Genomic DNA, 22,011 nt, shown 5'->3' with positions numbered 1-22,011 from the left:
TTAGCCCGCGATGGCGGCGACCCGCTTCGCCCGGCTTCGCCGCGCTCGCGATCGCCGTTAACCCGCGATAGCGGCCGGTCCCCTGGCCTCCGAGGTCACCTCGTCGATCACGGTGTAGATGAACTTCATCTTCTCCAGTACGGCGACCGGCAGGACGAACGGGTACAGGTCGTCGTGGCCCATCGACCGGTTCACCATGTTCAGCGACCACGACAGCGGCAGCCACATGTCGATGATCGTCTGAAAGGCGCTGGGCCCCAACGCCGGCCGGTCGAAGGTCGCCGACGCCGACGCGAAGCCGCACCACGCCGAGGTGTCCAGGGTGTCGCGGATGTGCAGGTAGTGGGCGAACGTCTCCGCCCAGTCCTCGGCGGGATGCATGGTCGCGTACGACGACACGAATTGTTCCTGCCAGTCCTCAAGTGGCCCCTCGCTGTAGTGGCGGTCCAGCGCCTCCTGGTAGTCGGCGTCGGGGTCACCGAACAGCTCGTTGAAGCGCGCCAGGTGGTCGCTGGACGGGGCGATCAGCCGGTAGAAGTAGTAGTGCCCGATCTCGTGCCGGAAGTGTCCCAGCAGGGTGCGGTACGGCTCCTCCATCTCCACCCGCAGCTGCTCGCGGTGCACGTCGTCGCCCTCGGCCAGATCCAGGGTGATGACGCCGTTGTCGTGCCCGGTCATCACGTTCTCGTGCGCGCTGGACAGCAGGTGGAAGGCCAATCCCTGCTCGGGATCTTCGTCGCGCCCGACGATCGGCAGCTTCAGCTCGTGCAGCTCGGCGATCAGCCGCCGCTTGGCCGCCTCGGCCCGGGCGAACTCGGCCAGGCCGGCGGTGTCGGCATCGTTGGGCCGCACGGTGGTCAGCGCGCAGGACGTGCACAGCAGCCGGGGATTGTTGACAGGCACCAGCCAATTGCATTCGGCCAGTTGCAGATTGGCGCACAGTTGATACTCGGCGGCGTCCACGAAACCGGCGTGCTCGCCGGTGTTCTCCTCGGCGATCACCAGCAGTGCCATCTGGTCGAGCGAAAACCCCAGCGCGCTACCACAGTTCAGGCAGGTGGAGTTCTCGAACGTCAGGCGCTGGCCGCAGTTGGGGCAGTTGAAGTCACGCATGGAGCACATCCCCCTCGAAGGGCACCACGTCGACGGCGACGTCGATCACGCTGTGTTCCGATTCGGTGTAGATGATGCCCCGCAGGGGCGGCACGTCGGCGTAGTCGCGGCCGCGTCCCACGATGATGTAGCGCTCGTCGACCAGCTGGTCGTTCGTGGGATCCAGACCCAGCCATTCGAACTGGCCGGGCTCCTGAGGTGTCCACACCGCCGCCCAGGCATGGGTGGCGTCAATACCGATCATTCGATCCTTCCCCGGTGGCGGGTCGGTGGCCAGGTAGCCGGACACGTAGCTGGCCGCAAGACCTTTGGCGCGCAGGCAGGCGATTGCCAGCCGTGCAAAGTCCTGACATACCCCTTCCCGGGCAGCCAGAACCTCATTTACCCCGGTGGAAATCGTCGTCGACCCCGACCGGTAGGCGAAGTCGGCGAAAATCCGCGACGCGAGGTCGCGCAGCACGTCGACCAGCGGGCGCCCCGGAGCGAAGCTGGGCGCCGCGTATTCGCGGACCTCGTCGGTGATCTCGGGAGGATTCAGGTCGAGGGTGAATTCGGCGGCGAGCGCCCCCCTGCCTCCCGTCGGGCGGGCCGCCTCCCACGGTTGCACCGCCGGGCCGCTGGTGTAGAGCCCGGGAGCCGGCGGATACACGTCGACGATGGAGTCGCTGGTGACGGTCAGGGTGTGGTGCGGCTCGGTGACGTGGAAGTAGGAGCTGATGTTGCCGTACACGTCGCCGCTGGTGGAGATGTCGGCCGGGGTGGGGTCGATGGTCAGCCGGTGCGCGACGCAACGCTGCCGCACCAAATCTCGCGGGGTGAGAAATCCGCGGCCGTAGGAGCTGGTCACGACGTCGGAATACCGGTACTCGGTGCGGTGGGTGACTCGATGGCGGCGGGTGCCCCCGGCGTCAGCTTCAGACACAAGGCTGATCACATCACACACCGGACCGTTACGCGCCGTCCGCGACGCGAAACCGTTTGCCAATACGGCGGCACACGTACCAAAACGGGAGCACAATCGAGATGTGGCCACGTGGTACGACGTCGCCCGCATCATTCGTGAGCTGGCACTCACCTCCGAGCCGTCACCGCATGACTGGCGGGTCGGCAAGAAGTTGCTGGCCTGGGAGCGGCCGCTGCGGTCGTCCGAACGCGAGGCCCTGGCACGCGACGGGTCGGAGCCGCCCGAGGGCGACATCCTCGGCGTGCGGGTGTCCGACGAGGGGGTCAAGTTCGGGTTGATCGCCGACGAGCCGGACGTCTATTTCACGACACCGCATTTCGACGGCTACCCGGCGGTGCTGGTCAAGCTGCCCGCGATCTCGGTCCGCGACCTCGAGGAGCTCATCACCGAGGCGTGGCTGACGCAGGCCCCGAGGAAGTTGGTCCAGGAGTTCTTGGCCGACTCACGCTGACCGGTCACACGTGCCGAAGGTCGATGACCCGTTGCAGGTCGTCGACGCAGGCGCTGACGACGTCGGCGAGGATCAACTGCGTTTTCTCACGCGCGCCCGACTGCAATTCCGAAGCGTGATGACGCGCGGACGCGGTGTACGCGCACGCGCCGGCCGGATCGCGATCAGCGAGCGCGGTCGCGGCCGCCAGCACCACCAACACCATGTGCACGGGCGGCGGAAGCGCCTCGCGGCAGCCGTCCGCGTTGGGGGCGACGGCGCGGGCAAGTTGCAGCACCGAACCGGCCAGCAGCGCCACGTGCACGGCCTGGTGCTCGGCGGCCTGGATGGTGTCCCGCAGGCCCCACCGTCGCGGGGCAATGGTGACCACGTGGCGGGCGGTGGTGCGCGCCTCGAGCAGTCCACTGAGCCGTTCGTGCACTCGGTCGACCGCCGTCAGCGGCCAGTCGGTCGGCGGTGCCTTGCGTCCGACGGCGACGTCCGCGGCACGCGACAACACGTCGTGCAGCACGCCGAGCACGCCGACGCGCGCATCGCGCAGCACCCTCAGCGGGTCCGCGGGGAACAGCAAGACGGCGAAGACGATGGCCACCGCCCCGCCGATCAGGGCGTCGAAGATGCGTTCCCAACCGACGCCGCCGCGGTAGAGGGCCAGCACCAGGATCGCCGACACCACGGTCTGGTTGGCGAACATCATCCCGTGCCCGATGAATCCGCCCCCGATGAACACCGCGGCGGCCAGCGCGACCAATGCGGCGACCGCGATGGGCACGGCCCCGGGCCCCAGCAGCCCCTGCACCACCGAGCCGAGCCCGATCCCCAGGGTTACCCCGACCATCATCTGGACGGCGCGTTGCGCGCGGAGCACGTTGCTGGTCGACAACGACACCGCGGCGGCGATCGGCGCGAAGAACGGCTGCGGGTGTCCCAGGACATCGTGAGCTAGGTACCAGGACAGGCCTGCGGCCACCGCGGTCTGCACCAGGTTGAACCACACCACCCGCAGCCGTTTGCTGCCCGCACGCGCGGCGGCGAGAACCCACGCTGGCCCCGCCCGCCACGACGTGCCCACTGGCTAGGTCCGGTTTAACTCGAACAACGGAATGACGCGGCTGGTCTTGGACTGGTATTCGGCGAAGCCGGGTGCAGCGGCGGTGACCTTCTCGAAGAGCGCGTCGCGCTCGTCGGACGGCAGCTCGCGCGCCGTGACGGCGAACTCCTCGGTGCCCATCTCGACACGCGCCTGCGGGTTGGCCCGCAGGTTGTGCACCCACGCCGGACTGACGGGGGAGCCGGCGAAGGAGCCGATGACGATCAGCCTGCCGTCGATGCGGAAGTAGGCCAGTGGCGAGATCCGGGACTGTCCGGACTTGGCGCCCGTCGTGGTGAGCAAGAGCAGGTCGGCGTTCTCGAACTGGCCGCCCACCTTGCCGGCGTTGGTCCGGAACTCGTCGATGATGCTCTTGTTGAACGCGTTGATGGTCTGTGTGTCCGGCATTTCGGTCATGCCCGGTCAACCTTCTCAGGCTTGGCGTCTATTCCGGACTCCTTGCGCTGCTGGGCGGTGATCGGCGCGGGCGCATCGGTGAGCGGGTCGACGCCGCCGCCGGTCTTCGGGAACGCGATCACCTCGCGGATCGAGTCGACCCGGGACAGCAGCGCGTTGATCCGGTCCCAGCCGAAGGCGATTCCGCCGTGTGGCGGTGCGCCAAAGGTGAACGCCTCCAACAGGAATCCGAATTTTTCTTCGGCCTCGGCCTGGTCCAGGCCCATCACGGCGAACACGCGTTCCTGGATGTCGCGGCGGTGGATACGTATCGACCCGCCACCGATCTCGTTGCCGTTGCAGACGATGTCGTAGGCGTCGGCCAGCACGTTGCCGGGGTCGGTGTCGACCACATCGGCGTATTCGGGTTTGGGCGAGGTGAATGCGTGATGCACCGCGGTCCACGCGCCGGAACCGACGGCCACCTCACCGGCGGCGGTCGCCTCGTCGGCGGGCTCGAACAGCGGCGGGTCCACCACCCAGACGAACGCCCACGCGTCCGGGTCGATCATGTCGAGCCGGCTGGCGATCTCCCCGCGGGCGGCGCCCAACAAGGCCCGCGACGACTTCGGCGGCCCGGCCGAGAAGAAGATGCAGTCCCCCGGCTTCGCCCCGACGTGTGCGGCCAGCCCGTCACGTTCGGCGTCGCTGAGGTTCTTGGCGACTGGCCCACCGAGCGTGCCGTCGTCACCGACCAGCACGTAGGCCAGCCCGCGGTGCCCGCGCTGCTTGGCCCACTCCTGCCAGCCATCCAGCGTGCGCCGCGGCTGTGACGCCCCGCCGGGCATCACGACCGCACCGACATACGGTGCCTGGAAGACACGAAACGTGGTGTCTTTGAAGAACTCTGCACACTCGACGAGCTCCAGCCCGAACCGCATGTCCGGCTTGTCCGAGCCGAACCGTCGCATCGCATCCGCATAGGTGATCCGCGGGATGGGCGTCGGGACCTGGTATCCGATCAATGCCCACAGCGCGGTCAGGATCTCCTCGGAGATCGCGATGACGTCCTCGGCGTCGACGAAGCTCATCTCCATGTCGAGCTGGGTGAACTCGGGCTGACGGTCGGCGCGGAAATCCTCGTCGCGGTAGCAGCGGGCGATTTGGTAGTAGCGCTCCATCCCGGCGACCATCAGCAACTGCTTGAACAGCTGCGGGCTCTGCGGCAGGGCGTAGAACGAGCCGGGGTGCAGCCGGGCCGGCACCAGGAAGTCGCGTGCGCCTTCCGGCGTCGAGCGGGTGATCGTCGGCGTCTCGATCTCGACGAAGTCGTGGCCCGCCAACACCGAACGGGCGGCGGCATTCACGTTGGAGCGCAAGCGAAGTGCCGCGGCAGGTCCGTCGCGGCGCAGGTCGAGGTAGCGGTACTTCAGCCGCAGCTCCTCGCCGGCGGGTTCGTCGAGCTGGAACGGCAACGGCGCGCTCTCGCCGAGCACGTTCAGCGAGGCGACGTTGACCTCGATGTCGCCGGTGGCGATCTCGGGGTTGGCGTTGCCCTCCGGGCGGATCTCGACGACACCGGTGACCGCGACGCAGAACTCGGCGCGCAACCGGTGCGCCTGAGCCAGCACATCGGCATTGCGGAACACCACCTGCGCGATACCGGAGGCGTCGCGCAGATCGATGAAGATGACGCCGCCGTGGTCGCGGCGGCGGCCCACCCAGCCGGCCAACGTCACCTGCTGCCCGGCGTCGCTACTTCTCAGCGATCCGGCGGCGTGGCTGCGCAGCACAAACACTCCCTTTCAGCAGGCTTTGGACGAGTGACCAGTCTAGAGCAGGTACTTTCGGTGCTATTGCCACCAACCCCCCAACCAAAATCGCACTAGTCGGCCCCGGCGCCGTCGGCACGACGATCGCCGCGCTGCTGCACAAGGCCGGACATTCGGTGCTGGTGTGCGGTCATACCCCCCGGGACGGCATCGAATTGCGGCCCGACGGCGCGGATCCGATCGTGGTGCCCGGCCCGGTGCGCACCGATCCCAGCGAGGTCACCGGCCCCGTCGACGTGGTGGTGCTCGCGGTCAAGGCCACCCAGAACGACGCGGCGGCCGGATGGCTGGCCCGCCTTTGTGACGTGCACACGATCGTCGCCGTACTGCAGAACGGTGTGGAGCAGGTCGAGCAGGTGCAGCCGCATTGCCCGTCGTCGCCGGTGGTCCCGGGCATCGTGTGGTATTCCGCCGAGACTCAGCCCGCGGGGTGGGTGCGGCTGCGCACCGAGGCCCGACTGGTGCTGCCCAGCGGGCCGTCCGCGCAGACGATCGCCGAGCTGTTGCGCGGCGCCGGGTGCCGGGTGGACTGCGACCCCGACTTCATCACCGCGGCCTGGCGCAAGCTGCTCACCAATGCGCTGGCGGGGTTCATGGCGCTGTCGGGACGGCGATCCGGCATGTTCCGCCGCGACGATGTCGCCGAACTGTCGCGCCGCTACGTCGCCGAGTGTCTGGCGGTCGCGCGGGCCGAGGACGCCCGGCTGCCCGATGGCATCGTCGACGAGTTGGCCGAGATGTTCCGTCACGTACCCGAGGACATGAGCACCTCGATCCTGGCCGACCGGGAGAACCACCGGCGAATGGAGTGGGACATCCGCAACGGGGTGATCATCCGCAAGGCCCGCGCCCATAACCTGGCGACGCCGATCAGCGACGTCGTGGTGCCGTTACTGGCCGCGGCGAGCGACGGCCCCGGCTAGATTAATTTCATGTTCCCCTGCGAGCGCGTCGACGTGAGCTTCATCGATACCGCGCCTTTCGTGTTCGGCAACAGCGTCGACCTCGCCATCACGCCCGAGCAGCTGTTCGAGGTGCTCGCCGACGCCGAGGCCTGGCCGCGCTGGGCAAGCGTGATCACCAAGGTGACCTGGACCAGCCCCGAGCCGCGCGGCGTGGGCACCACCCGCGCCGTCGAGATGCGCGGCGGCATGGTCGGCAACGAAGAGTTTCTCGCGTGGGAGCCGTTCACCCACATGGCTTTTCGGTTCAACGAATGCTCGACGCAAGCCGTCGCCGCGTTCGCCGAGGATTACCGGGTGGAGGTCATCCCGGGTGGGTGCCGGCTGACGTGGACGATGGCGCAAAAGCCCGCGGGCCCGGCGCGGCTGGCCATGTACGTGGCGGGGCCGCTGCTGGATCTGGGGATTCGCCGATTTCTGCGCAACCTGCGCCGCTACACCGACGCCCGCTACTCCACGACCCAGCAACATTAGGAGCGTGCCATGACCTTCAACGAGGGTATGCAGATCGACACCAGCACCGCGTCCTCGTCCGGCGGCGGCATGGGGATGGCCCTCGGGGGCGGCGGCCTCGGGCTGCTCATCCTGATCGGGGCGTTGTTGTTGGGCGTCGATCCTGGCCGCGTGCTGAACCAGCAGCAGACGAACACGGGCGGCTACTCGGCGCCCGGCTTCGACCTGAACCAGTGCAGGACCGGGGCCGACGCCAACAAGTACGTGCAGTGCCGGGTGGTCGCCACCGGCAACTCCGTGGACGCGGTGTGGCACCAGCTGATGCCCAGGTACACCCGCCCGCACGTGCGCCTGTTCACCGGTTCGGTGGACACCGGCTGCGGACCGGCCACCACCGCGGTGGGGCCGTTCTACTGCCCGGTCGACCAGACGGCGTACTTCGACACCGACTTCTTCCAGGAGCTGGTCGATAAATTCGGTTCCAGCGGTGGGCCGTTCGCGCAGGAGTACGTGGTCGCCCACGAATACGGCCACCACGTGCAGCAATTGCAGGGCGTCCTGGGCCGCTCCCAGCAAGGGGCGAAGGGCGCCGGCGGCAACGGCGTGCGCACGGAGCTACAGGCGGACTGCTACGCCGGCATCTGGGCGCACTACGCGTCGACCGTCAAGCAGGAGAGCACCGGCGTGCCCTACCTGCAGCCCTTGAGCGACCAGGACATCCAAGACGCGCTGTCGGCCGCGGCGTCGGTGGGCGATGACCGCATTCAGAAGGAAGCGACCGGACGGGTCAATCCCGAGTCCTGGACGCACGGTTCGTCGGAGCAACGGCAGCATTGGTTCACCGTCGGCTACCAGACCGGCGACCCGAAGCAGTGCGACACGTTCGACGCCCCCAGCCTGGGCTAGCCGGCGAGCAGTTCCTTCAGCTCGGCGCGCCCCTGCGCGTCGAGCGGCAGCAGCGGCGCACGCGGATTCCCGACCGGGAAGCCGAGCAATTCCAGACCGGCCTTCACCGTGGTGGCCAGTCCCCCGGCGACGATGAACTGCAGCAGCGGCTTGAGGTCGTCGTAGAGGGCCTGAGCCTTGTCGAGGTCGCCCGCGCGCACCGCCTCGTACAGGTCGATGCAGGGCTGGGGCCGCAGATTCGGTGCGGCCGTGCACCATCCGGAGGCGCCGGCCCGCAGCGCGTCGAGCACCAACGGGTTGCTGCCGTTGTAGAAGGGCAACCGGCCGCCGGACAGCTCGTCGATGCGTTGCATCCGGGTCAGGTCACCGGTGGATTCCTTGATCATGGTTACGTTGGCGATGGTCTCGAACATGCGGACCAGCAGCTCGGGCGGCATGTCGACGCCGCTGGTGGCCGGGTTGTTGTAGGCCATGATCGGGATGGAAATGGCGTCGCTGACGCTCCGGTAGTGCTGGACGATCTCCCGTTCGCTGAGCTTCCAGTAGGACACCGGCAGGATCATCACCGCGTCGGCGCCGGCCCGCTGCCCATACTGGGCACGCCGAATGGTCTTGGCGGTGGTCACATCTGACACGCCCACGATCACGGGCACCCGGCCGGCCACCGTGGCGATCGTGGTGTCGACCACGGCGTCGAACTCGGGTTCGTCCAGATAGGCCAGTTCGCCGGTGCTGCCCAGCGGCGCGATCGCGTGGACGCCGGCGGACACGAGCCGATCGACCAGCGCGGCCAGCCGTTCGGTATCGATGCCTTCGTCGGCGAAGGGAGTCACCGGGTAGGCGATGATGCCGTGGATCTCGGGCACGGGCGAACTCCTCGAATCTCGTTGAACGGGGCCTTAATTGGTGAGTGCGTCCGGATGCCGGGCCAGGGCGCGACGGGCGTAGTAGGCGAAGTTGGCCCGGCTGCGCTGGGGTGACAGTGTCCAGTCGTGGGCCTCGCGGGCCAGTTTCTCGGGCAGCTCTTTGACGATGCCGGCGGCCATGGCGGCCAGCTGCAGCTTGGCGGCGCGCTCGATCAGGACCGACAACGAGCACGCCTCCTCGATGCTGGCGCCGGCCACCACCTGGCCGTGGTGCGCCAGCAGCACCGCCTTCTTGTCGCCGAGGGCGGCGGTGATGATCTCCCCCTCCTCGTTGCCGACCGGCACGCCCGGCCACTCGGCGAGGAAGGCGCAGTCGCCGTAGAGCGGCGTGGTGTCCATATGGGAGACGACCAACGGCACCTCCAGCATCGACAGCGCCGCCACGTGGAACGGGTGGGTGTGCACGATGCACTGCACGTCGGGCCGGGCGCGGTAGATCCAGCTGTGAAAACGGTTGGCGGGGTTAGGCATTCCGTCACCGTCGAGGACGTTGAGATCCTCGTCCACCAACAGCAGGTTGGCGTCGGTGATCTCGTCGAACCCGAGGCCCAACCGCTGGGTGTAGTAGGTGCCGTCGGCGTCGGCACGGGCGGTGATCTGCCCCGCCAGCCCCGAGTCGTGCCCGGCGTCGAACAGCGCGCGACAGGTCAGCGCGAGCTTCTGCCGGGTGGTCAGCTGGGAATCGCCGAGGTTGGCCGTCAACTGCTCGGCGGCGCGACGCATCAGTTCGGCTTTGGAGTCGGTGAACGTGCTGGCCATATGACACAATGTAACAGAATAGGAAACCTTGTGTCATCGGAGGCATCGCCTGTGACAGCACTGCTACGCGCGGTCCGCAACCAACGCGGCCTCACCCTGGAGGCGCTGGCCGAACAAACCGGGTTGACCAAGAGCTACCTGTCCAAAATCGAACGCCAGCAGAGCACCCCATCGATCGCGGTGGCCCTCAAGGTGGCCAAGGCTCTCGACGTCGACGTCGGGCGGTTGTTCTCCGACGAGGCGGCGCAGGAGAAGATCGCCGTCGACCGGGCGCCTGGCGGCGCCGACGGTCAGCGCTATCGGGTGCTGGCGTCCTCGCTGCTGGGTAAGTCCATGTCGCCGTTCGTGGTTCGCCCGACCGAAGAGCCGGCCGACGATCCCCGCCCCGAGCACGGGGGCCAGGAATTCATGTTCGTGCACGCCGGCAGCGTCGAACTCGATTACGGCGACCAGACGATCACGCTCGGCTCCGGCGACAGCGCCTATTTCGACGCGTCGGTCAGCCACACGATCCGGGCCGTCGGCGCCCAACCGGCCGAGGTCGTCGTCGTCGCCCACGAGCCCGGCGCCCGCGCCCGGCGGTGACACCGCGCCGTCATGCGCGCGTCGGGTGCGTGTCTTAGACTTCTACCCCGCCGCACGACGCGAAAGGCGTTGCCCGTATGTCGGATATGACGCAAGAGCGCACCGACACCGCGGAAATGTCGGTATGGACGCCGTTGCGCAACCCGGTTTACCGCGCCCTGTTCATCGCGCAGTTCGTCTCCAACGTCGGCACCTGGATGCAAAGCGTTGCGGCGCAGTGGTTCCTGGTGGAAGGTCACAGCAGTCCCACCGTCGTGGCACTGGTCCAGACCGCTAGCCTCGGCCCGACGCTCCTGTTGGCACTGTTCGCCGGCGCGCTGGCCGACGTGTTCGACCAGCGACGGTTGCTGATGGTCCTGCAGTCGTATGCCGTCTTGGTGGCGCTGGCGTTGGCGGGGCTGACCTACCTCGGCCACCTCACCCCGACGGCGCTGCTGCTGTTCACCTTGGCCATCGGCGTCGCCTCCGCGGTGACGGCACCGGCCTGGCAGGCGATCCAACCCGAGGTCGTCCCACGCGAGCAGATCACGGCCGCCGCGACTTTGGCCAGCGTCTCGGTCAACATCGCCCGAGTCGTCGGACCCGCCATCGGCGGCATCGTCCTGGCCCTGGCCGGTCCGGCAGCGGTCTTCACGATCAACGCGATCTCGTTCGTGGGCATCATCATTGCCCTGGCGGCCTGGCGACGGCCCAAGCGGATCGCGCCCGTCGAACGCGAACACCTCGGCCAGGCGATCCTGACCGGATTGGCCTACGCGGCCAACGGTCCGATCTTCCGCAGGATCCTGCTGCGCGCGGCCCTTTTCGTCTTCCCCGCATCGGCCCTGTTGGCCCTCTTACCGGTGACCGCCGCCAACACCTGGCACCTGGGGGCCGGTGGCTACGGTGTGGCGCTGGGCGCCATCGGGTTTGGCGCGGTGCTCGCCGTCGCGGTTCCCGCACCATTCCGGCAGAAGCTGCCGCCCAACACGCTGCTGGCCGGATGCGCGGCCGCGTACGGCGCCGCCGCGCTCGCCGTGGTCTGGCTGCCGTTCGCCGCGGCGGCGCCCTTCTTGGTGTTGTCGGGGACGACCTGGCTGATCACGCTGACGACGCTGAACGCCGCGGCGCAGCTGCATCTGCCGCGATGGGTTCGGGCCCGCGGATTGGCGATGTACCTGCTGGTCTTCACGGGATCTCAGGCGATCGGCTCGTATCTTTGGGGTGTCGTGGCCACGCGGGAAGGGCTTGGCGTGGCGCTGACGCTGTCGGCGGTGTTGCTGGGCGTCACCGCCCTCAGCGTCGTCCCGCTCGGGTTGCGGCCGGAAACAGGGAAGCTGAGCCGCGACATCTCGCGGGCATGGCCGACACCGATGGTGGTGTTCGAGCCCTGCCCGAACGATGGACCCGTGCTGGTGACCTTCCATTATCGAGTGGCGACGGACACCCTCGAAGACTTCGTCGAGGCGATGAGCGCGGTCAGGCGCTCGCGGCTGCGAACGGGGGGCCACAGCTGGGGGCTGTATCACAGCCTGGAACATCCCGACACGGTCCTCGAGAGGTTCACCGTGCCGTCGTGGACCGAATTCGAACGCCAGCACACCGAGCGCTGGTTGGAGTCCGACCACGATGGGGTGGCGAAGGCGGTGGGCTACACCCTCGACCGCACCCGGCGGCACGAGTACTACCTCGCATTGCGGGTGCACCGATGAACGGCGGCACGGTGTTTGCTTTCAGCGAAACCTGCGCCGGGTGCGAAGACCGCTGGCCCTACGTGTTCGCCGGCCGACTCACCAGGGCCGCGTCGAGCAGGTGACCCCGGTGGTGGCGCTCTGCGTCACCACGACCTGGCCGTCGACGGCGATCTGGCATTGGATCTGCGGCGTGTTCGACGAATCGCAGTCCGGCCAGTGACATCCACCGCTCGCGTTCACGAACGCCCACTGGTTCGGGTCGGCCAGGGTCGTGTTGTACACCAGCGGCTGCCCCGCGGTGAACGCCGTCTGCACGCTGTTCAAGTACTGCGACGAGTTGGCGTTGAAGGCCGCCTGGCTGGGGGGATCGGTGTTCATGTAGCGGACGTTGCCGGTGAGGTTGCCGGTGGTGGTGATGGTATAGGTCACCTGGTGGCCGGCGGGATCCGCAGATGAGGTCGCGGGCGTGACGGCCACCGCTGCGGCCGCCGCAAACGTCGCCACCGCGACCCCCGTCGTCACTATTCGCACGTTCGTCATATCGAAAACGCTACCCAATTCGTTACGGCGCTACGCGTAGAAAAGGCCCCTACTATGCATGTGTGCCCACAGCCTTCGTGTTGTCCGGCGGGGCCAGCCTCGGCGCGATCCACGTCGGGATGCTGCTCGCCCTGGTCGACGAGGGGGAACGCCCCGACCTCATCGTCGGTACATCCGTCGGCGCGGTCAATGGCGGATGGATCGCCTCCCGGCCCGATCGCGCGGGGATCCGCGGACTCGCCGACCTGTGGACGTCGTTGTCGCGAAAGGACATCTTCCCCGCTCACCCGATCGCCGGCGCGATGGGCATGTTGGGCCGCCGGTCGCACCTGGTCCCCAACATCGGGTTGCGACGGATGCTGGCCGACAAATTGGAGTTCACCAAGCTCGAGGATGCGCCGATCCCGCTGCATGTGGTGGCCACCGACGTGATCTCCGGCGGCGATGTCCTGCTGTCGTCGGGAAACGCCATCGACGCGATCACGGCCAGCGCCGCCATTCCCGGCGTGTTCCCGCCGGTGCGGGTCAACGGGCGCGACCTGATGGACGGGGGTGTCGTGAACAACGCGCCGGTATCGCACGCCGTCGCGTTGGGCGCCGACCGGGTCTGGGTGCTGCCGACCGGCTACTCGTGCGCCCTGCCCGCATCGCCGAAGACGGCGGTCAACATGGCGTTGCACGCCATGACCCTCGCCGTGAATCATCGCCTGGCCGTCGACGTCGAGCGCTTCGAGCAAGCGGTCGACCTGCGCGTCATCAGGCCGCTCTGCCCGGTCGCCATCTCCGGGGCTGACTTCTCGCACGCCGCAACGCTTATCGCGCGATCGCACGAGGCCACCCGCGAGTGGCTGGCGGGCCGTCCCCCGTCCACCGGCCAGGCCGGATTGCTCGAGCCGCACCGCCACTAGCGGGAGCCCGTTCCGCGGACGTTCACCCCACTCGGGTATGAAGCAGGAGTGGTCGACGATCCCGCACACTCCCGCGGCGGTGATGCGTCCCCCGGCATCAGCCGCCGCAGGTTGTTGACGACCAGTGCGGTCTCGGTCGCCCTCGGCGCGGGCGTGGGGGGCGGGGCCGCCATGGTGTGGTCCCATCCCCGTGCGCCCGCGCTCTGGTACCAGCCGAGCCGCAACGGCGCACCGCCGGTGACCGGGCTGCACCTGCAGTTCGGCCGGCATGCCGGCTCCGAGGTGGTGGTGTCCTGGCACACCGTCGACGCCGTCCGGAATCCGCGCGTCGTCTTCGGCACGCCGACGTCGGGCCTCGGACGGACCGTCGCGGCCGAAACCCGCACCTACCGCGACGCCAAGTCCAACACCGAAATTCGGGTGAACCACGCCCGTCTGTCGAACTTGACCCCGGACACCGACTACGTGTACGCGGCGGTGCACGACGGCGCGCAGCCCGAGATGGGCACCATCCGCACCGCACCGTCGGGACGAAAGCCGTTTCGCTTCACCAGTTTTGGCGATCAGTCCACGCCGACGCTGGAGCAGTTGCCCGACGGCACGTACGGCACCGACAACATCGGGTCGCCCGCGTCCGCCGACACGACCCTGGCGGTCGAGCGCATGGCGCCGCTGTTCAACCTGGTCAACGGCGACCTGTGCTACGCCAACCTGGCCCAAGACCGGATCCGCACCTGGTCGGCCTGGTTCGAGAACAACACCCGCTCGGCGCGCTACCGGCCGTGGATGCCGGCGGCGGGCAACCACGAAAACGAGTTGGGCAACGGCCCTATCGGTTACGGCGCCTATCAGACGTACTTCGCGGTTCCCGACTCGGGATCGAGCCCCGAGACTCGCGGACTGTGGTACTCGTTCACCGCCGGCTCGGTGCGGGTGATCAGCCTGAACAACGACGATGTGGCGTTTCAGGACGGCGGCAATTTCTACGTGCACGGCTACTCCGGTGGGGAGCAAAGGCGTTGGCTGGCAGCCGAACTCGCCGCTGCGCGGCGCGATCCGGATATCGATTGGATCGTCGTGTGCATGCACCAGACGGCGATCTCCACCGCCGGTGGGCCTGCCAACGGGGCCGACCTGGGGATCCGCGAGGAATGGCTCCCGCTGTTCGACCAGTACCAGGTCGACCTGGTGGTGTGCGGCCACGAACACCATTACGAGCGGTCGCACCCGCTGCGCGGCACGCTGCAGACCGACACCCGAACGCCGAGACCGGTGGACACCCGCAACGACGTCATCGATTCCACCAAGGGAACGGTGCACGTCGTCATCGGCGGCGGCGGCACGTCCGCGCCCACCAACGGGTTCATCTTCCCCGAGCCGCGCTGCCGCGTGTTGACCGGTGTCGGCCCGTTCGACCCCGGGCTCGGCCATAAGGCGCCGGTCTACGTCATGGAGGACGCGCCCTGGTCCGCCTTCCGGGATCGGGACCATCCCTACGGCTTCGCGGCGTTCGACGTGGACCCGGGCCAGCCCGGCGGCAACACCTCGATCAAGGCCACACACTACGCGCTGAGCGGGCCGTTCGGCGCCGTGACGGTGGTGGACCAGTTCACGCTGACCAAGCCGCGCGCCGCGTTGCCGGCTTAGCTCAAAACAGCGTCGCCTGAACGGGTTGGGGCTCCGCCCGGGTCGCCGCGAGAGGCTGCCGGAACGAGCGCTGATCGCCACCCAGCCGATATTTCGCGATCAGCGGCGCGGCCCGTCCCCGCAACATCTCGCGGTAGCCGGGCGGCAGGTACGCCCCGCGCCGGTACAGCTCGCGGTAGTGGCCCACGAGCTCGGGATGCGAGCGGACCAGCCAGGACATGAACCAGCCGCGGGTCGAACCGCGCAGGTGCAGGCCGAAGACCGTGACACCGGTGGCGCCGGCCGCCGCGATCTGGCCCAGCAGTCGATCGAGGTGCTCGACGGAGTCGGTCAGCTGCGGCAGCACCGGCGCCACCATCACGTGACAGTCCAGGCCGGCCTCGCGGATCGCGGCGATCAGTCCCAGCCGCGCCTGCGGCGTGGGCGTGCCGGGCTCGACGTCTCGATGCAGGTCCGCGTCACCGACGGCCAGCGACACCGCCACCGACAGCGGAACCCGTTCCGCCGCATCGGCGATCAACGGCAGGTCGCGCCGCAGCAGCGTGCCCTTGGTCAGGATCGACAGCGGTGTACCGGATTCGGCGAGGGCACCGATGATGCCCGGCATCAGCGCGTAGCGCCCCTCGGCCCGCTGGTAGGGGTCGGTGTTGGTGCCCAGTGCGACGGTCTCGCGCCGCCACGACGGCCGGCGCAACTCGCGGCGGAGCACCTCGACCACGTTGGTCTTGACGATGACCTGACTGTCGAAGTCGGTGCCGCAGTTGAAGTCCAGATATTCGTGGGTGGGCCGGGCGGAGCAATAGCGGCACGCGTGCGAGCAGCCGCGGTAGCCGTTGACGGTGTACCGGAAGGGCAGCACGGAAGCGTCCGGCACCTTGTTGAGCGCGGACTTGCACAGCACCTCGTGAAACGTGATCCCCTCGAACTGCGGTGCGCGCACGCTTCGGACAAAGCCGATCCGCTGCAGCCCCGGCAGTGCCCCGTCCTCGACGGGCTCCCCGTTGACCGCGACGGCCTGGCCCGCCCAGCGCATGATCTATTCGAACAATAGTTCGATTGGTTGTCAAGCGCCCCGAAGGGGCGGAGAGTAAGCGACGATCGTGTCCCATCTACGCCGGCTGTGAGGGCTCATGACCGAACGGATCGAGACTCAGCGCACAATCGCGGCGGCGGCGCCGGAGATCTTCGCCGTGCTGTGCGACCCGCAGGGCCACGTCGCGATCGACTCGTCCGGGATGCTCCAGGACGCGGAAGGCGACCCGGTAAGCGGCGTCGGCGACCGGTTCGTCGTGCACATGGATCGCGAGGCGTTGAACGACTTTCCGCAATTCGGCAAATACGACGTCACCGTCGACATCACACAGTTCGAACCGGATCGCCTGATTGCATGGACGGTTCTCGGCCAGATCCAGCCGCCGATCGGCCATGTCTACGGTTATCAGCTCCAGCCGACCGAAGACGGCTCGGCCACCGTGGTTACCTCGTTCTACGACTGGTCGAACATCGACCCGAAGTGGCGGGAAGCCGGAATCTTCCCGATCCTGTCCGAAGGCGCATTGCGCGCGACTCTGGGAATTCTCGACCGTACGGTGCGCCGCGGTTATCCAAGGGGATAACTCGCCGGCAAAACGGTCGTCGCTCGCGGTGTTTCTTCCCGGAACATGTGACCCTGTCAATCTTGGGTGCGGTTTTATCGCGCATTCGGGCGGGTATGACCTCAGGGCCCCTCACGAAAGGACCTGACATGTTGCACCAAGTGATTTTGGCGAGTTCGGACCCACTCGCGGCGGGCTTTATCCTTCGCGGTATCAAGGGAATCTTCGTCGCCATCGGCAGCGTAATCGCCGCAATTGTGTGCGCAATCATCGCAATGACGAAGGGCCGCAACCCGCTGGGCTGGGGAATTCTTGGGCTGTTCTTTTCTATCCTCACATTGATCGTCGTTATCGTCATTCCGAGCAAGAAATAACACGACGACGAATTCCGCAGGCCGGACTACCGGTCTAGTCGTGAAAGAACTTCGGCGACAACAGAATCCATGACCACGGGCACCTGCTCGCCCGTCGTGAGATCCTTCACCCCGACCGTGCCGGATTCGATGTCCCGGTCGCCGAGCACCAGCGCGATGCGGGCACCGGAACGGTCGGCCGCGCGCATCGCGCCCTTGAGGCCGCGGTCGCCGTAGGCCATGTCGACGCGGACGCCGGCGGCGCGCAGCTGCGCGGCCAGGATCGCCAGCTGGAGCTTGGCCTGCTCGCTCAGCGGGACGCCGAACACGTCGCAGCGGGTGGTCTCGCCCACGCTCTTGCCCTCGGCGCGCAGCGCCAGCAGGGTGCGGTCCACGCCGAGCCCGAACCCGATGCCGGACAGGTCCTGTCCACCAAGCTCGTGCATCAGGCCGTCGTAGCGGCCGCCACCGCCGATGCCGGATTGCGCGCCCAGACCGTCGTGCACGAACTCGAAGGTGGTCTTGGTGTAGTAGTCCAGCCCGCGCACCATGCGCGGGTTGATGACGTACGGCACGCCGAGCGCGTCGAGGTGGGCCAGCACGGTGTCGAAGTGCTGCTTGGCGACGTCGGACAGGTGGTCGAGCAACACCGGGGCCTCGGCCGTCATGGCCCGCAGCTTCGGTCGCTTGTCGTCGAGCACCCGCAGTGGGTTGATCTCGGCGCGCTTGCGCGTCTCGTCGTCGAGGTCGAGCCCAAAGAGGAAATCCTGCAGCAGTTCCCGATACTGCGGGCGGCAGCTGTCGTCGCCCAGCGAGGTGATCTCCAGGCGGAATCCGTCCAGCCCCAGCGAGCGGAAGCCGGCGTCGGCGACGGCGATCACCTCGGCGTCCAGCGCCGGGTCGTCGACGCCGATCGCCTCCACACCGACCTGCTGCAGCTGCCGATAGCGGCCGGCCTGTGGACGCTCGTAGCGGAAAAACGGCCCCGCATAACAGAGTTTGATCGGCAACGCGCCGCGGTCCAGTCCGTGCTCGATCACCGCGCGCACCACCCCCGCGGTGCCCTCGGGCCGCAACGTGACCGAGCGGTCGCCGCGGTCGGCGAACGTGTACATCTCCTTGGACACCACGTCGGTGGATTCGCCGACACCACGGGCGAACAGGGCGGTGTCTTCGAAGATCGGCAACTCGATGTCGCCGTAGCCGGCCCGGCGGGCGGCGCCGAGCAATCCGTCCCGCACGGCCACGAACTGCGCCGAGTCCGGCGGAACGTAGTCCGGCACCCCCTTGGGCCCGGAAAACGCGGAGAACTCCGTCATGGGCTCAGGCCTTCGATGAACGGATTGAAACGCCGCTCGGCGCCGATGGTGGTGGCGTTGCCGTGCCCCGGCAGGACCACGGTCGCGTCGTCGAGCACCAGAAGTTTGTCCACGATCGAGGTCAGTAGGTCGCGGCCGCTGCCGCCGTGCAGGTCGGTGCGGCCCACCGAGCGTTCGAACAGGGTGTCGCCGGTGAACACGAGATCTTTTCCGTCCTTCGTCCCCCCTGCCACCCGGAAGACCACCGACCCGCGGGTGTGCCCGGGGGTGTGATCGACGTTGACGGTCACGCTGCCCAGGTCGAGCTTGTCGCCGTCGCGGTCCAGCTCGACGACCTGCTTGGGCTCGCGGAAGAAGGCACCCGCCACCAGCTGCGCCATCCGCGGGCCCAGGCCATAGATCGGGTCTTTCAGCATGAACCGGTCCTCGGGATGGATGTAGGTCGGGCAGCCGTAGGTGTCGGACACCTTCTGCGCGGACCACATGTGGTCGATGTGCCCGTGGGTGAGCAACACCGCGGCCGGGGTGAGCCGATTCTCGTCGAGGATGCGCCTCAACGAGCCCATCACCCGCTGCCCCGGATCCACGATGACGGCGTCCGCCCCAGGCCGCTCGGCCAGCACATAGCAGTTGCACTGCAACACGCCGGCGGGAAATCCGGTGATCAACACGGTTCCCAGTTTCCCACGGGCCCCACTTGACACCGGTCGCGGCGCCCACATTAGCCTGAGCTGGCCACTGACGCCTATTGCGGGCCCCCGACTTACCTACCATGGAGGCATACGGCCGTGCCGACCAATGAACAGCGACGTGCCAACGCCAAGCGCAAGCTCGAGCGACAACTGGAGCGCCGCCAGAGGCAAGCCAAGAGGCGCCGGATCGTGTTGATCGCCGCCGGCTCGATCGTGGCCGTGGCCGTGGTGGTCGCGGTGGTGCTCGCGGTCATCAACACCAAACACGAGAAGAAGAGCAATACCGCGGCGAGCACCACCTCCGCCGCCCCGAGCAGCTCCCCGGAGTCCACGTCCGCCGGACCGACGCCGCCGGTTCCGCCGTTGCCGGCGTTCAAGCCGGCGGCCGATCTGGGTGCCAACTGCCAGTACCCGGCGTCACCGGAAGCGGCCGCCAAGCAGGTCAAGCCGCCGCGCACCGGCAAAGTGCCGACCGATCCGGCCCAGGTGAGCGCCAGCATGGTGACCAACCAGGGCCGCATCGGATTGATGCTTGCTAACAACGAATCACCTTGCACGGTAAACAGTTTCGCGAGCCTGACCGGCCAGAAATACTTCGACAACACCAAATGCCACCGGCTGACGACTTCGCCGGACCTGGGCGTCCTGCAATGCGGCGACCCCAAGGGCGACGGCACTGGTGGTCCCGGCTACCAATTCGCCAACGAGTACCCGACCGATCAGTACCCGCCGAACGACCCGAAGGCGCAGCAGCCCGTCCTCTACCCGCGCGGCACCCTGGCGATGGCCAACGCCGGTCCCGGCACCAACGGCAGCCAGTTCTTCATGGTGTACAAGGACTCGCAGCTGCCGCCCCAGTACACCGTCTTCGGCACCATTCAGCCGGACGGGCTGGCCACGCTGGACAAGATCGCCAAAGCCGGCGTCGCCGGCGGCGGTGAGGATGGCGCCCCCGCCTCCGAAGTCACCATCACGTCGCTGTTGCTCGACTAAAGCCAAGCAGCGCAACACAGCCGCCGATTGGTGAGAATCGCACGACCTGCGGGCGGCCCACCGCTTAAGGTCGTGGCGTGGGGTCGGAGTCTTTCGGGCAATACCAATTGCTGGACGTTTTGGGGCGCGGCGGCATGGGCCAGGTCTACCGGGCCTACGACGCGGCCACCGATCGGGTCGTCGCACTGAAGGTCCTGCCCCCGAATGTGGCCGAGGATCAAGAATTTCAGCAAAGATTCCGCCGGGAGGCACGCATCGCGGCGAGCCTCAACGACCCGCATGTGGTGCCCATCCACAGTTATGGCGAGATCGACGGTCGGCTCTATGTCGACATGCGGCTGATCGAGGGCCGCGACTTGTTGCAGTACATCGACGAAAACGGTGGGCGGCTCAGCCCCGAGCGCGCGGTCGCGGTGATCGAACAGGTTGCCGCGGCACTGGATAGCGCTCACCAGGAGGGGCTGATCCATCGCGACATCAAGCCGAAGAACATCTTGGTCACCAAGGCGCGCGACTTCGTCTATCTGATCGACTTCGGCATCGCCCGCACCCTCGCCGACACCTCGCTCACGCAGACCGGGCACACGATGGGCACCGTCGCCTACATGGCACCCGAGCGGTTCAGGGGCACAACGGATCACCGCGCCGACGTGTATTCGTTGGCCTGCGTGCTGCACGAGTGCCTGACCGGCCAGCGCCCCTACGCCGGCGACAGCCTCGAGGAACAACTCAACGCGCACCTCAACACGCCGCCGCCGCGACCGTCGACAGTCTCAGCCGGCGTGCCCCCGGCCCTCGATGCGGTGGTCGCCCGCGGGATGGCCAAAGACGCCGAATACCGCTACCAGTCGGCAATGGAGCTCGCCGAAGCCGCCAGGGCGGCACTGGCCGACGTGCCAACGCCGGGCCCGCCGCCGCCGGCATCGTCTGGCCCGCCGCCAACGCAGGACTTCCCCCCGACGGGCGACAATCCCGAGCCGCGGCCGTCCAACCGCCCGCCAACGCAATCCAGACGTCTGCTGTTGGGTATCGTCGGCGCGTCGGCCGTGGCGCTGGCCGCGGTGGCGGCGTTGGTCATCGCACTGGTGACCCAGGACGACGGGTCCGCCAACGGCGCGGCATCGACCACCCCGACCCGCGCCCGGGTGCCGGGGAGGCCGGGATCGAATGCCGGACCGACCGCGCAGGCAACGGCGACGGTGCCCCCGCTGCCGGCATTTGCGCCGCCGGCCGATTTGGGCGCCAACTGCCAATACCCGAGCGCGCCGGACACCATCGTCAAGCCCGTCAGCCCGCCCCCGTCCGGCAGGGTCGCCACCGATCCCCCGCAGATCCCGGCCACCATCTCCACCAACCTGGGTGATATCGGCATCGAGCTTGCCAACTCCGAATCACCCTGCACGGTGAACAGTTTTGTCAGCCTCGCCAAGCAGCAATTCTTCGACAACACCCAGTGCGCCCGGCTGATCAACGCCACGGACGGGGGATCGCTGCTGTGCGGCGGTCCCGAGACCGACGGGTCCGGGGGCCCCGGCTATCAATTCGCCGACGAATATCCCACCAACCAGTACCCGGCCGGGGATCCCGCGCTCAGGGCGACCGTGGTCTATCCGCGTGGCACCGTGATCATGGCCACCGATGGCCCAAACACCAACGGCAGCCAGTTCTCCCTGGTTTTCCGGGATTCGGAGTTGGATCCGCAGAGCACGGTGTTCGGCACCATCACGCAGGCGGGCCTGGCGGTCCTCGACAAGATCGCCCAGGCGGGCATCGCCGGCAACCGTCAGAGCGGCTCTCCCACCAACCCGGTCACCGTCAACTCGGTCCACGTCGACTAGCCGGGACCGTCAGGCC

23 protein-coding genes are annotated in these 22,011 nt (G+C 67.9%); 12 read left to right on the top strand and 11 right to left on the bottom strand.

Annotated elements, in window-relative coordinates:
• Window positions 1–57 precede the first annotated feature (57 nt).
• Window positions 58–1,113, bottom strand: a complete 1,056-nt coding sequence (locus AWC17_RS17525; protein ID WP_046183959.1) for a zinc-binding metallopeptidase family protein — start codon at window positions 1,111–1,113, stop codon at window positions 58–60.
• On the bottom strand, window positions 1,106–2,047 hold the full coding sequence (locus tag AWC17_RS17520; RefSeq protein ID WP_231588576.1) for a transglutaminase family protein: 942 nt from the start codon (window positions 2,045–2,047) through the stop codon (window positions 1,106–1,108). The genes AWC17_RS17525 and AWC17_RS17520 overlap by 8 nt, the downstream gene beginning before the upstream one ends.
• Before the next feature lie 91 nt (window positions 2,048–2,138).
• Here AWC17_RS17520 and AWC17_RS17515 point away from each other — a divergent pair, with 91 nt between their 5' ends.
• The gene (locus AWC17_RS17515) at window positions 2,139–2,528 is read left to right on the top strand and encodes an MmcQ/YjbR family DNA-binding protein (protein WP_046183958.1); all 390 of its coding nucleotides are present in this window, start codon (window positions 2,139–2,141) and stop codon (window positions 2,526–2,528) included.
• A gap of 4 nt (window positions 2,529–2,532) precedes the next feature.
• On the opposite strand, the gene AWC17_RS17510 is transcribed toward AWC17_RS17515, so the two are convergent.
• The 3 genes from AWC17_RS17510 to aspS are packed head-to-tail and all read right to left on the bottom strand — an operon-like array spanning window position 2,533 to window position 5,813.
• The gene (locus AWC17_RS17510) at window positions 2,533–3,600 is read right to left on the bottom strand and encodes an FUSC family protein (protein ID WP_046183957.1); all 1,068 of its coding nucleotides are present in this window, start codon (window positions 3,598–3,600) and stop codon (window positions 2,533–2,535) included.
• 3 nt (window positions 3,601–3,603) lie between these two features.
• A complete protein-coding gene (locus AWC17_RS17505) occupies window positions 3,604–4,035 on the bottom strand; it encodes a nitroreductase family deazaflavin-dependent oxidoreductase (protein ID WP_046183956.1) in 432 nt (143 codons plus the stop codon).
• Entirely contained in the window at window positions 4,032–5,813 is a 1,782-nt protein-coding gene (gene aspS / locus AWC17_RS17500) for an aspartate--tRNA ligase (protein ID WP_141224664.1), read from the bottom strand. The genes AWC17_RS17505 and aspS overlap by 4 nt, the downstream gene beginning before the upstream one ends.
• A gap of 56 nt (window positions 5,814–5,869) precedes the next feature.
• Between aspS and AWC17_RS17495 the strand changes: the two genes are divergently transcribed.
• The 3 genes from AWC17_RS17495 to ypfJ are packed head-to-tail and all read left to right on the top strand — an operon-like array spanning window position 5,870 to window position 8,167.
• On the top strand, window positions 5,870–6,769 hold the full coding sequence (locus AWC17_RS17495; protein WP_197083406.1) for an oxidoreductase: 900 nt from the start codon (window positions 5,870–5,872) through the stop codon (window positions 6,767–6,769).
• A gap of 9 nt (window positions 6,770–6,778) precedes the next feature.
• Window positions 6,779–7,282, top strand: a complete 504-nt coding sequence (locus AWC17_RS17490) for an SRPBCC family protein (protein ID WP_046183955.1) — start codon at window positions 6,779–6,781, stop codon at window positions 7,280–7,282.
• 9 nt (window positions 7,283–7,291) lie between these two features.
• Window positions 7,292–8,167, top strand: coding sequence for a KPN_02809 family neutral zinc metallopeptidase (gene ypfJ, locus AWC17_RS17485; RefSeq protein ID WP_046183954.1), 876 nt, complete (start codon window positions 7,292–7,294; stop codon window positions 8,165–8,167).
• Here the strand turns inward: ypfJ and AWC17_RS17480 are convergent.
• Together AWC17_RS17480 and AWC17_RS17475 are read right to left on the bottom strand one after the other, a co-directional pair.
• A complete protein-coding gene (locus tag AWC17_RS17480) occupies window positions 8,164–9,033 on the bottom strand; it encodes a dihydrodipicolinate synthase family protein (protein WP_046183953.1) in 870 nt (289 codons plus the stop codon). The two genes, ypfJ and AWC17_RS17480, sit on opposite strands and share 4 nt — an antisense overlap.
• A gap of 33 nt (window positions 9,034–9,066) precedes the next feature.
• The gene (locus AWC17_RS17475) at window positions 9,067–9,852 is read right to left on the bottom strand and encodes an aldolase (protein ID WP_046183952.1); all 786 of its coding nucleotides are present in this window, start codon (window positions 9,850–9,852) and stop codon (window positions 9,067–9,069) included.
• Window positions 9,853–9,903: 51 nt separating this feature from the next.
• On the opposite strand from AWC17_RS17475, the gene AWC17_RS17470 reads away from it, so the two are divergent.
• A complete protein-coding gene (locus tag AWC17_RS17470; protein WP_046183951.1) occupies window positions 9,904–10,437 on the top strand; it encodes a helix-turn-helix domain-containing protein in 534 nt (177 codons plus the stop codon).
• A gap of 77 nt (window positions 10,438–10,514) precedes the next feature.
• Entirely contained in the window at window positions 10,515–12,128 is a 1,614-nt protein-coding gene (locus AWC17_RS17465) for an MFS transporter (RefSeq protein ID WP_244193501.1), read from the top strand.
• A gap of 78 nt (window positions 12,129–12,206) precedes the next feature.
• On the opposite strand, the gene AWC17_RS17460 is transcribed toward AWC17_RS17465, so the two are convergent.
• Window positions 12,207–12,650: a hypothetical protein gene (locus AWC17_RS17460; protein WP_046185328.1), complete on the bottom strand. Its 444-nt coding sequence runs from the start codon at window positions 12,648–12,650 to the stop codon at window positions 12,207–12,209.
• Window positions 12,651–12,712: 62 nt separating this feature from the next.
• Here AWC17_RS17460 and AWC17_RS17455 point away from each other — a divergent pair, with 62 nt between their 5' ends.
• Both AWC17_RS17455 and AWC17_RS17450 read left to right on the top strand, forming a co-directional pair.
• On the top strand, window positions 12,713–13,558 hold the full coding sequence (locus tag AWC17_RS17455; protein WP_046185329.1) for a patatin-like phospholipase family protein: 846 nt from the start codon (window positions 12,713–12,715) through the stop codon (window positions 13,556–13,558).
• Between the two features lie 48 nt (window positions 13,559–13,606).
• A complete protein-coding gene (locus tag AWC17_RS17450; protein WP_046185330.1) occupies window positions 13,607–15,205 on the top strand; it encodes a purple acid phosphatase family protein in 1,599 nt (532 codons plus the stop codon).
• Between the two features lies 1 nt (window position 15,206).
• Here the strand turns inward: AWC17_RS17450 and AWC17_RS17445 are convergent, their stop codons facing one another.
• A complete protein-coding gene (locus AWC17_RS17445) occupies window positions 15,207–16,238 on the bottom strand; it encodes an Rv2578c family radical SAM protein (protein ID WP_046185331.1) in 1,032 nt (343 codons plus the stop codon).
• A gap of 97 nt (window positions 16,239–16,335) precedes the next feature.
• Between AWC17_RS17445 and AWC17_RS17440 the strand changes: the two genes are divergently transcribed.
• Complete coding sequence (locus AWC17_RS17440; RefSeq protein WP_046185332.1) at window positions 16,336–16,821, top strand: SRPBCC family protein; 486 nt, start codon at window positions 16,336–16,338, stop codon at window positions 16,819–16,821.
• A 128-nt stretch (window positions 16,822–16,949) separates the two neighbouring features.
• Window positions 16,950–17,174: a hypothetical protein gene (locus AWC17_RS17435; RefSeq protein WP_046185336.1), complete on the top strand. Its 225-nt coding sequence runs from the start codon at window positions 16,950–16,952 to the stop codon at window positions 17,172–17,174.
• Between the two features lie 26 nt (window positions 17,175–17,200).
• Here the strand turns inward: AWC17_RS17435 and hisS are convergent, their stop codons facing one another.
• Together hisS and AWC17_RS17425 are read right to left on the bottom strand one after the other, a co-directional pair.
• On the bottom strand, window positions 17,201–18,472 hold the full coding sequence (hisS, locus tag AWC17_RS17430; RefSeq protein ID WP_046185333.1) for a histidine--tRNA ligase: 1,272 nt from the start codon (window positions 18,470–18,472) through the stop codon (window positions 17,201–17,203).
• On the bottom strand, window positions 18,469–19,143 hold the full coding sequence (locus AWC17_RS17425; RefSeq protein WP_046185334.1) for an MBL fold metallo-hydrolase: 675 nt from the start codon (window positions 19,141–19,143) through the stop codon (window positions 18,469–18,471). Before AWC17_RS17425 ends, hisS begins: the two co-directional genes overlap by 4 nt.
• A gap of 117 nt (window positions 19,144–19,260) precedes the next feature.
• Here AWC17_RS17425 and AWC17_RS17420 point away from each other — a divergent pair, with 117 nt between their 5' ends.
• Both AWC17_RS17420 and AWC17_RS17415 read left to right on the top strand, forming a co-directional pair.
• Window positions 19,261–20,157, top strand: coding sequence for a peptidylprolyl isomerase (locus AWC17_RS17420; RefSeq protein ID WP_046185335.1), 897 nt, complete (start codon window positions 19,261–19,263; stop codon window positions 20,155–20,157).
• A gap of 77 nt (window positions 20,158–20,234) precedes the next feature.
• A complete protein-coding gene (locus tag AWC17_RS17415; RefSeq protein ID WP_047323948.1) occupies window positions 20,235–21,995 on the top strand; it encodes a protein kinase domain-containing protein in 1,761 nt (586 codons plus the stop codon).
• The last annotated feature ends 16 nt before the right edge of the window (window positions 21,996–22,011 follow it).

The sequence above is a fragment of the Mycobacterium nebraskense genome (genome assembly GCF_002102255.1).
GTDB classification, from domain to species: domain Bacteria; phylum Actinomycetota; class Actinomycetes; order Mycobacteriales; family Mycobacteriaceae; genus Mycobacterium; species Mycobacterium nebraskense.
Note: the sequence above shows the minus strand (reverse complement) of the source record. Positions and strands in the feature narration are given on the sequence as shown.

What these genes read in the sequence shown, in the direction of transcription:
- AWC17_RS17525 (WP_046183959.1), bottom strand. Translation starts at nt 1,113, where the DNA reads ATGCGTGACTTCAACTGCCCCAACTGCGGCCAGCGCCTGACGTTCGAG.
- AWC17_RS17505 (WP_046183956.1), bottom strand. Translation starts at nt 4,035, where the DNA reads ATGACCGAAATGCCGGACACACAGACCATCAACGCGTTCAACAAGAGC.
- AWC17_RS17490 (WP_046183955.1), top strand. Translation starts at nt 6,779, where the DNA reads ATGTTCCCCTGCGAGCGCGTCGACGTGAGCTTCATCGATACCGCGCCT.
- ypfJ (WP_046183954.1), top strand. Translation starts at nt 7,292, where the DNA reads ATGACCTTCAACGAGGGTATGCAGATCGACACCAGCACCGCGTCCTCG.
- AWC17_RS17475 (WP_046183952.1), bottom strand. Translation starts at nt 9,852, where the DNA reads ATGGCCAGCACGTTCACCGACTCCAAAGCCGAACTGATGCGTCGCGCC.
- AWC17_RS17465 (WP_244193501.1), top strand. Translation starts at nt 10,515, where the DNA reads ATGTCGGATATGACGCAAGAGCGCACCGACACCGCGGAAATGTCGGTA.
- AWC17_RS17460 (WP_046185328.1), bottom strand. Translation starts at nt 12,650, where the DNA reads ATGACGAACGTGCGAATAGTGACGACGGGGGTCGCGGTGGCGACGTTT.
- AWC17_RS17445 (WP_046185331.1), bottom strand. Translation starts at nt 16,238, where the DNA reads ATGCGCTGGGCGGGCCAGGCCGTCGCGGTCAACGGGGAGCCCGTCGAG.
- AWC17_RS17440 (WP_046185332.1), top strand. Translation starts at nt 16,336, where the DNA reads ATGACCGAACGGATCGAGACTCAGCGCACAATCGCGGCGGCGGCGCCG.
- AWC17_RS17435 (WP_046185336.1), top strand. Translation starts at nt 16,950, where the DNA reads ATGTTGCACCAAGTGATTTTGGCGAGTTCGGACCCACTCGCGGCGGGC.
- hisS (WP_046185333.1), bottom strand. Translation starts at nt 18,472, where the DNA reads ATGACGGAGTTCTCCGCGTTTTCCGGGCCCAAGGGGGTGCCGGACTAC.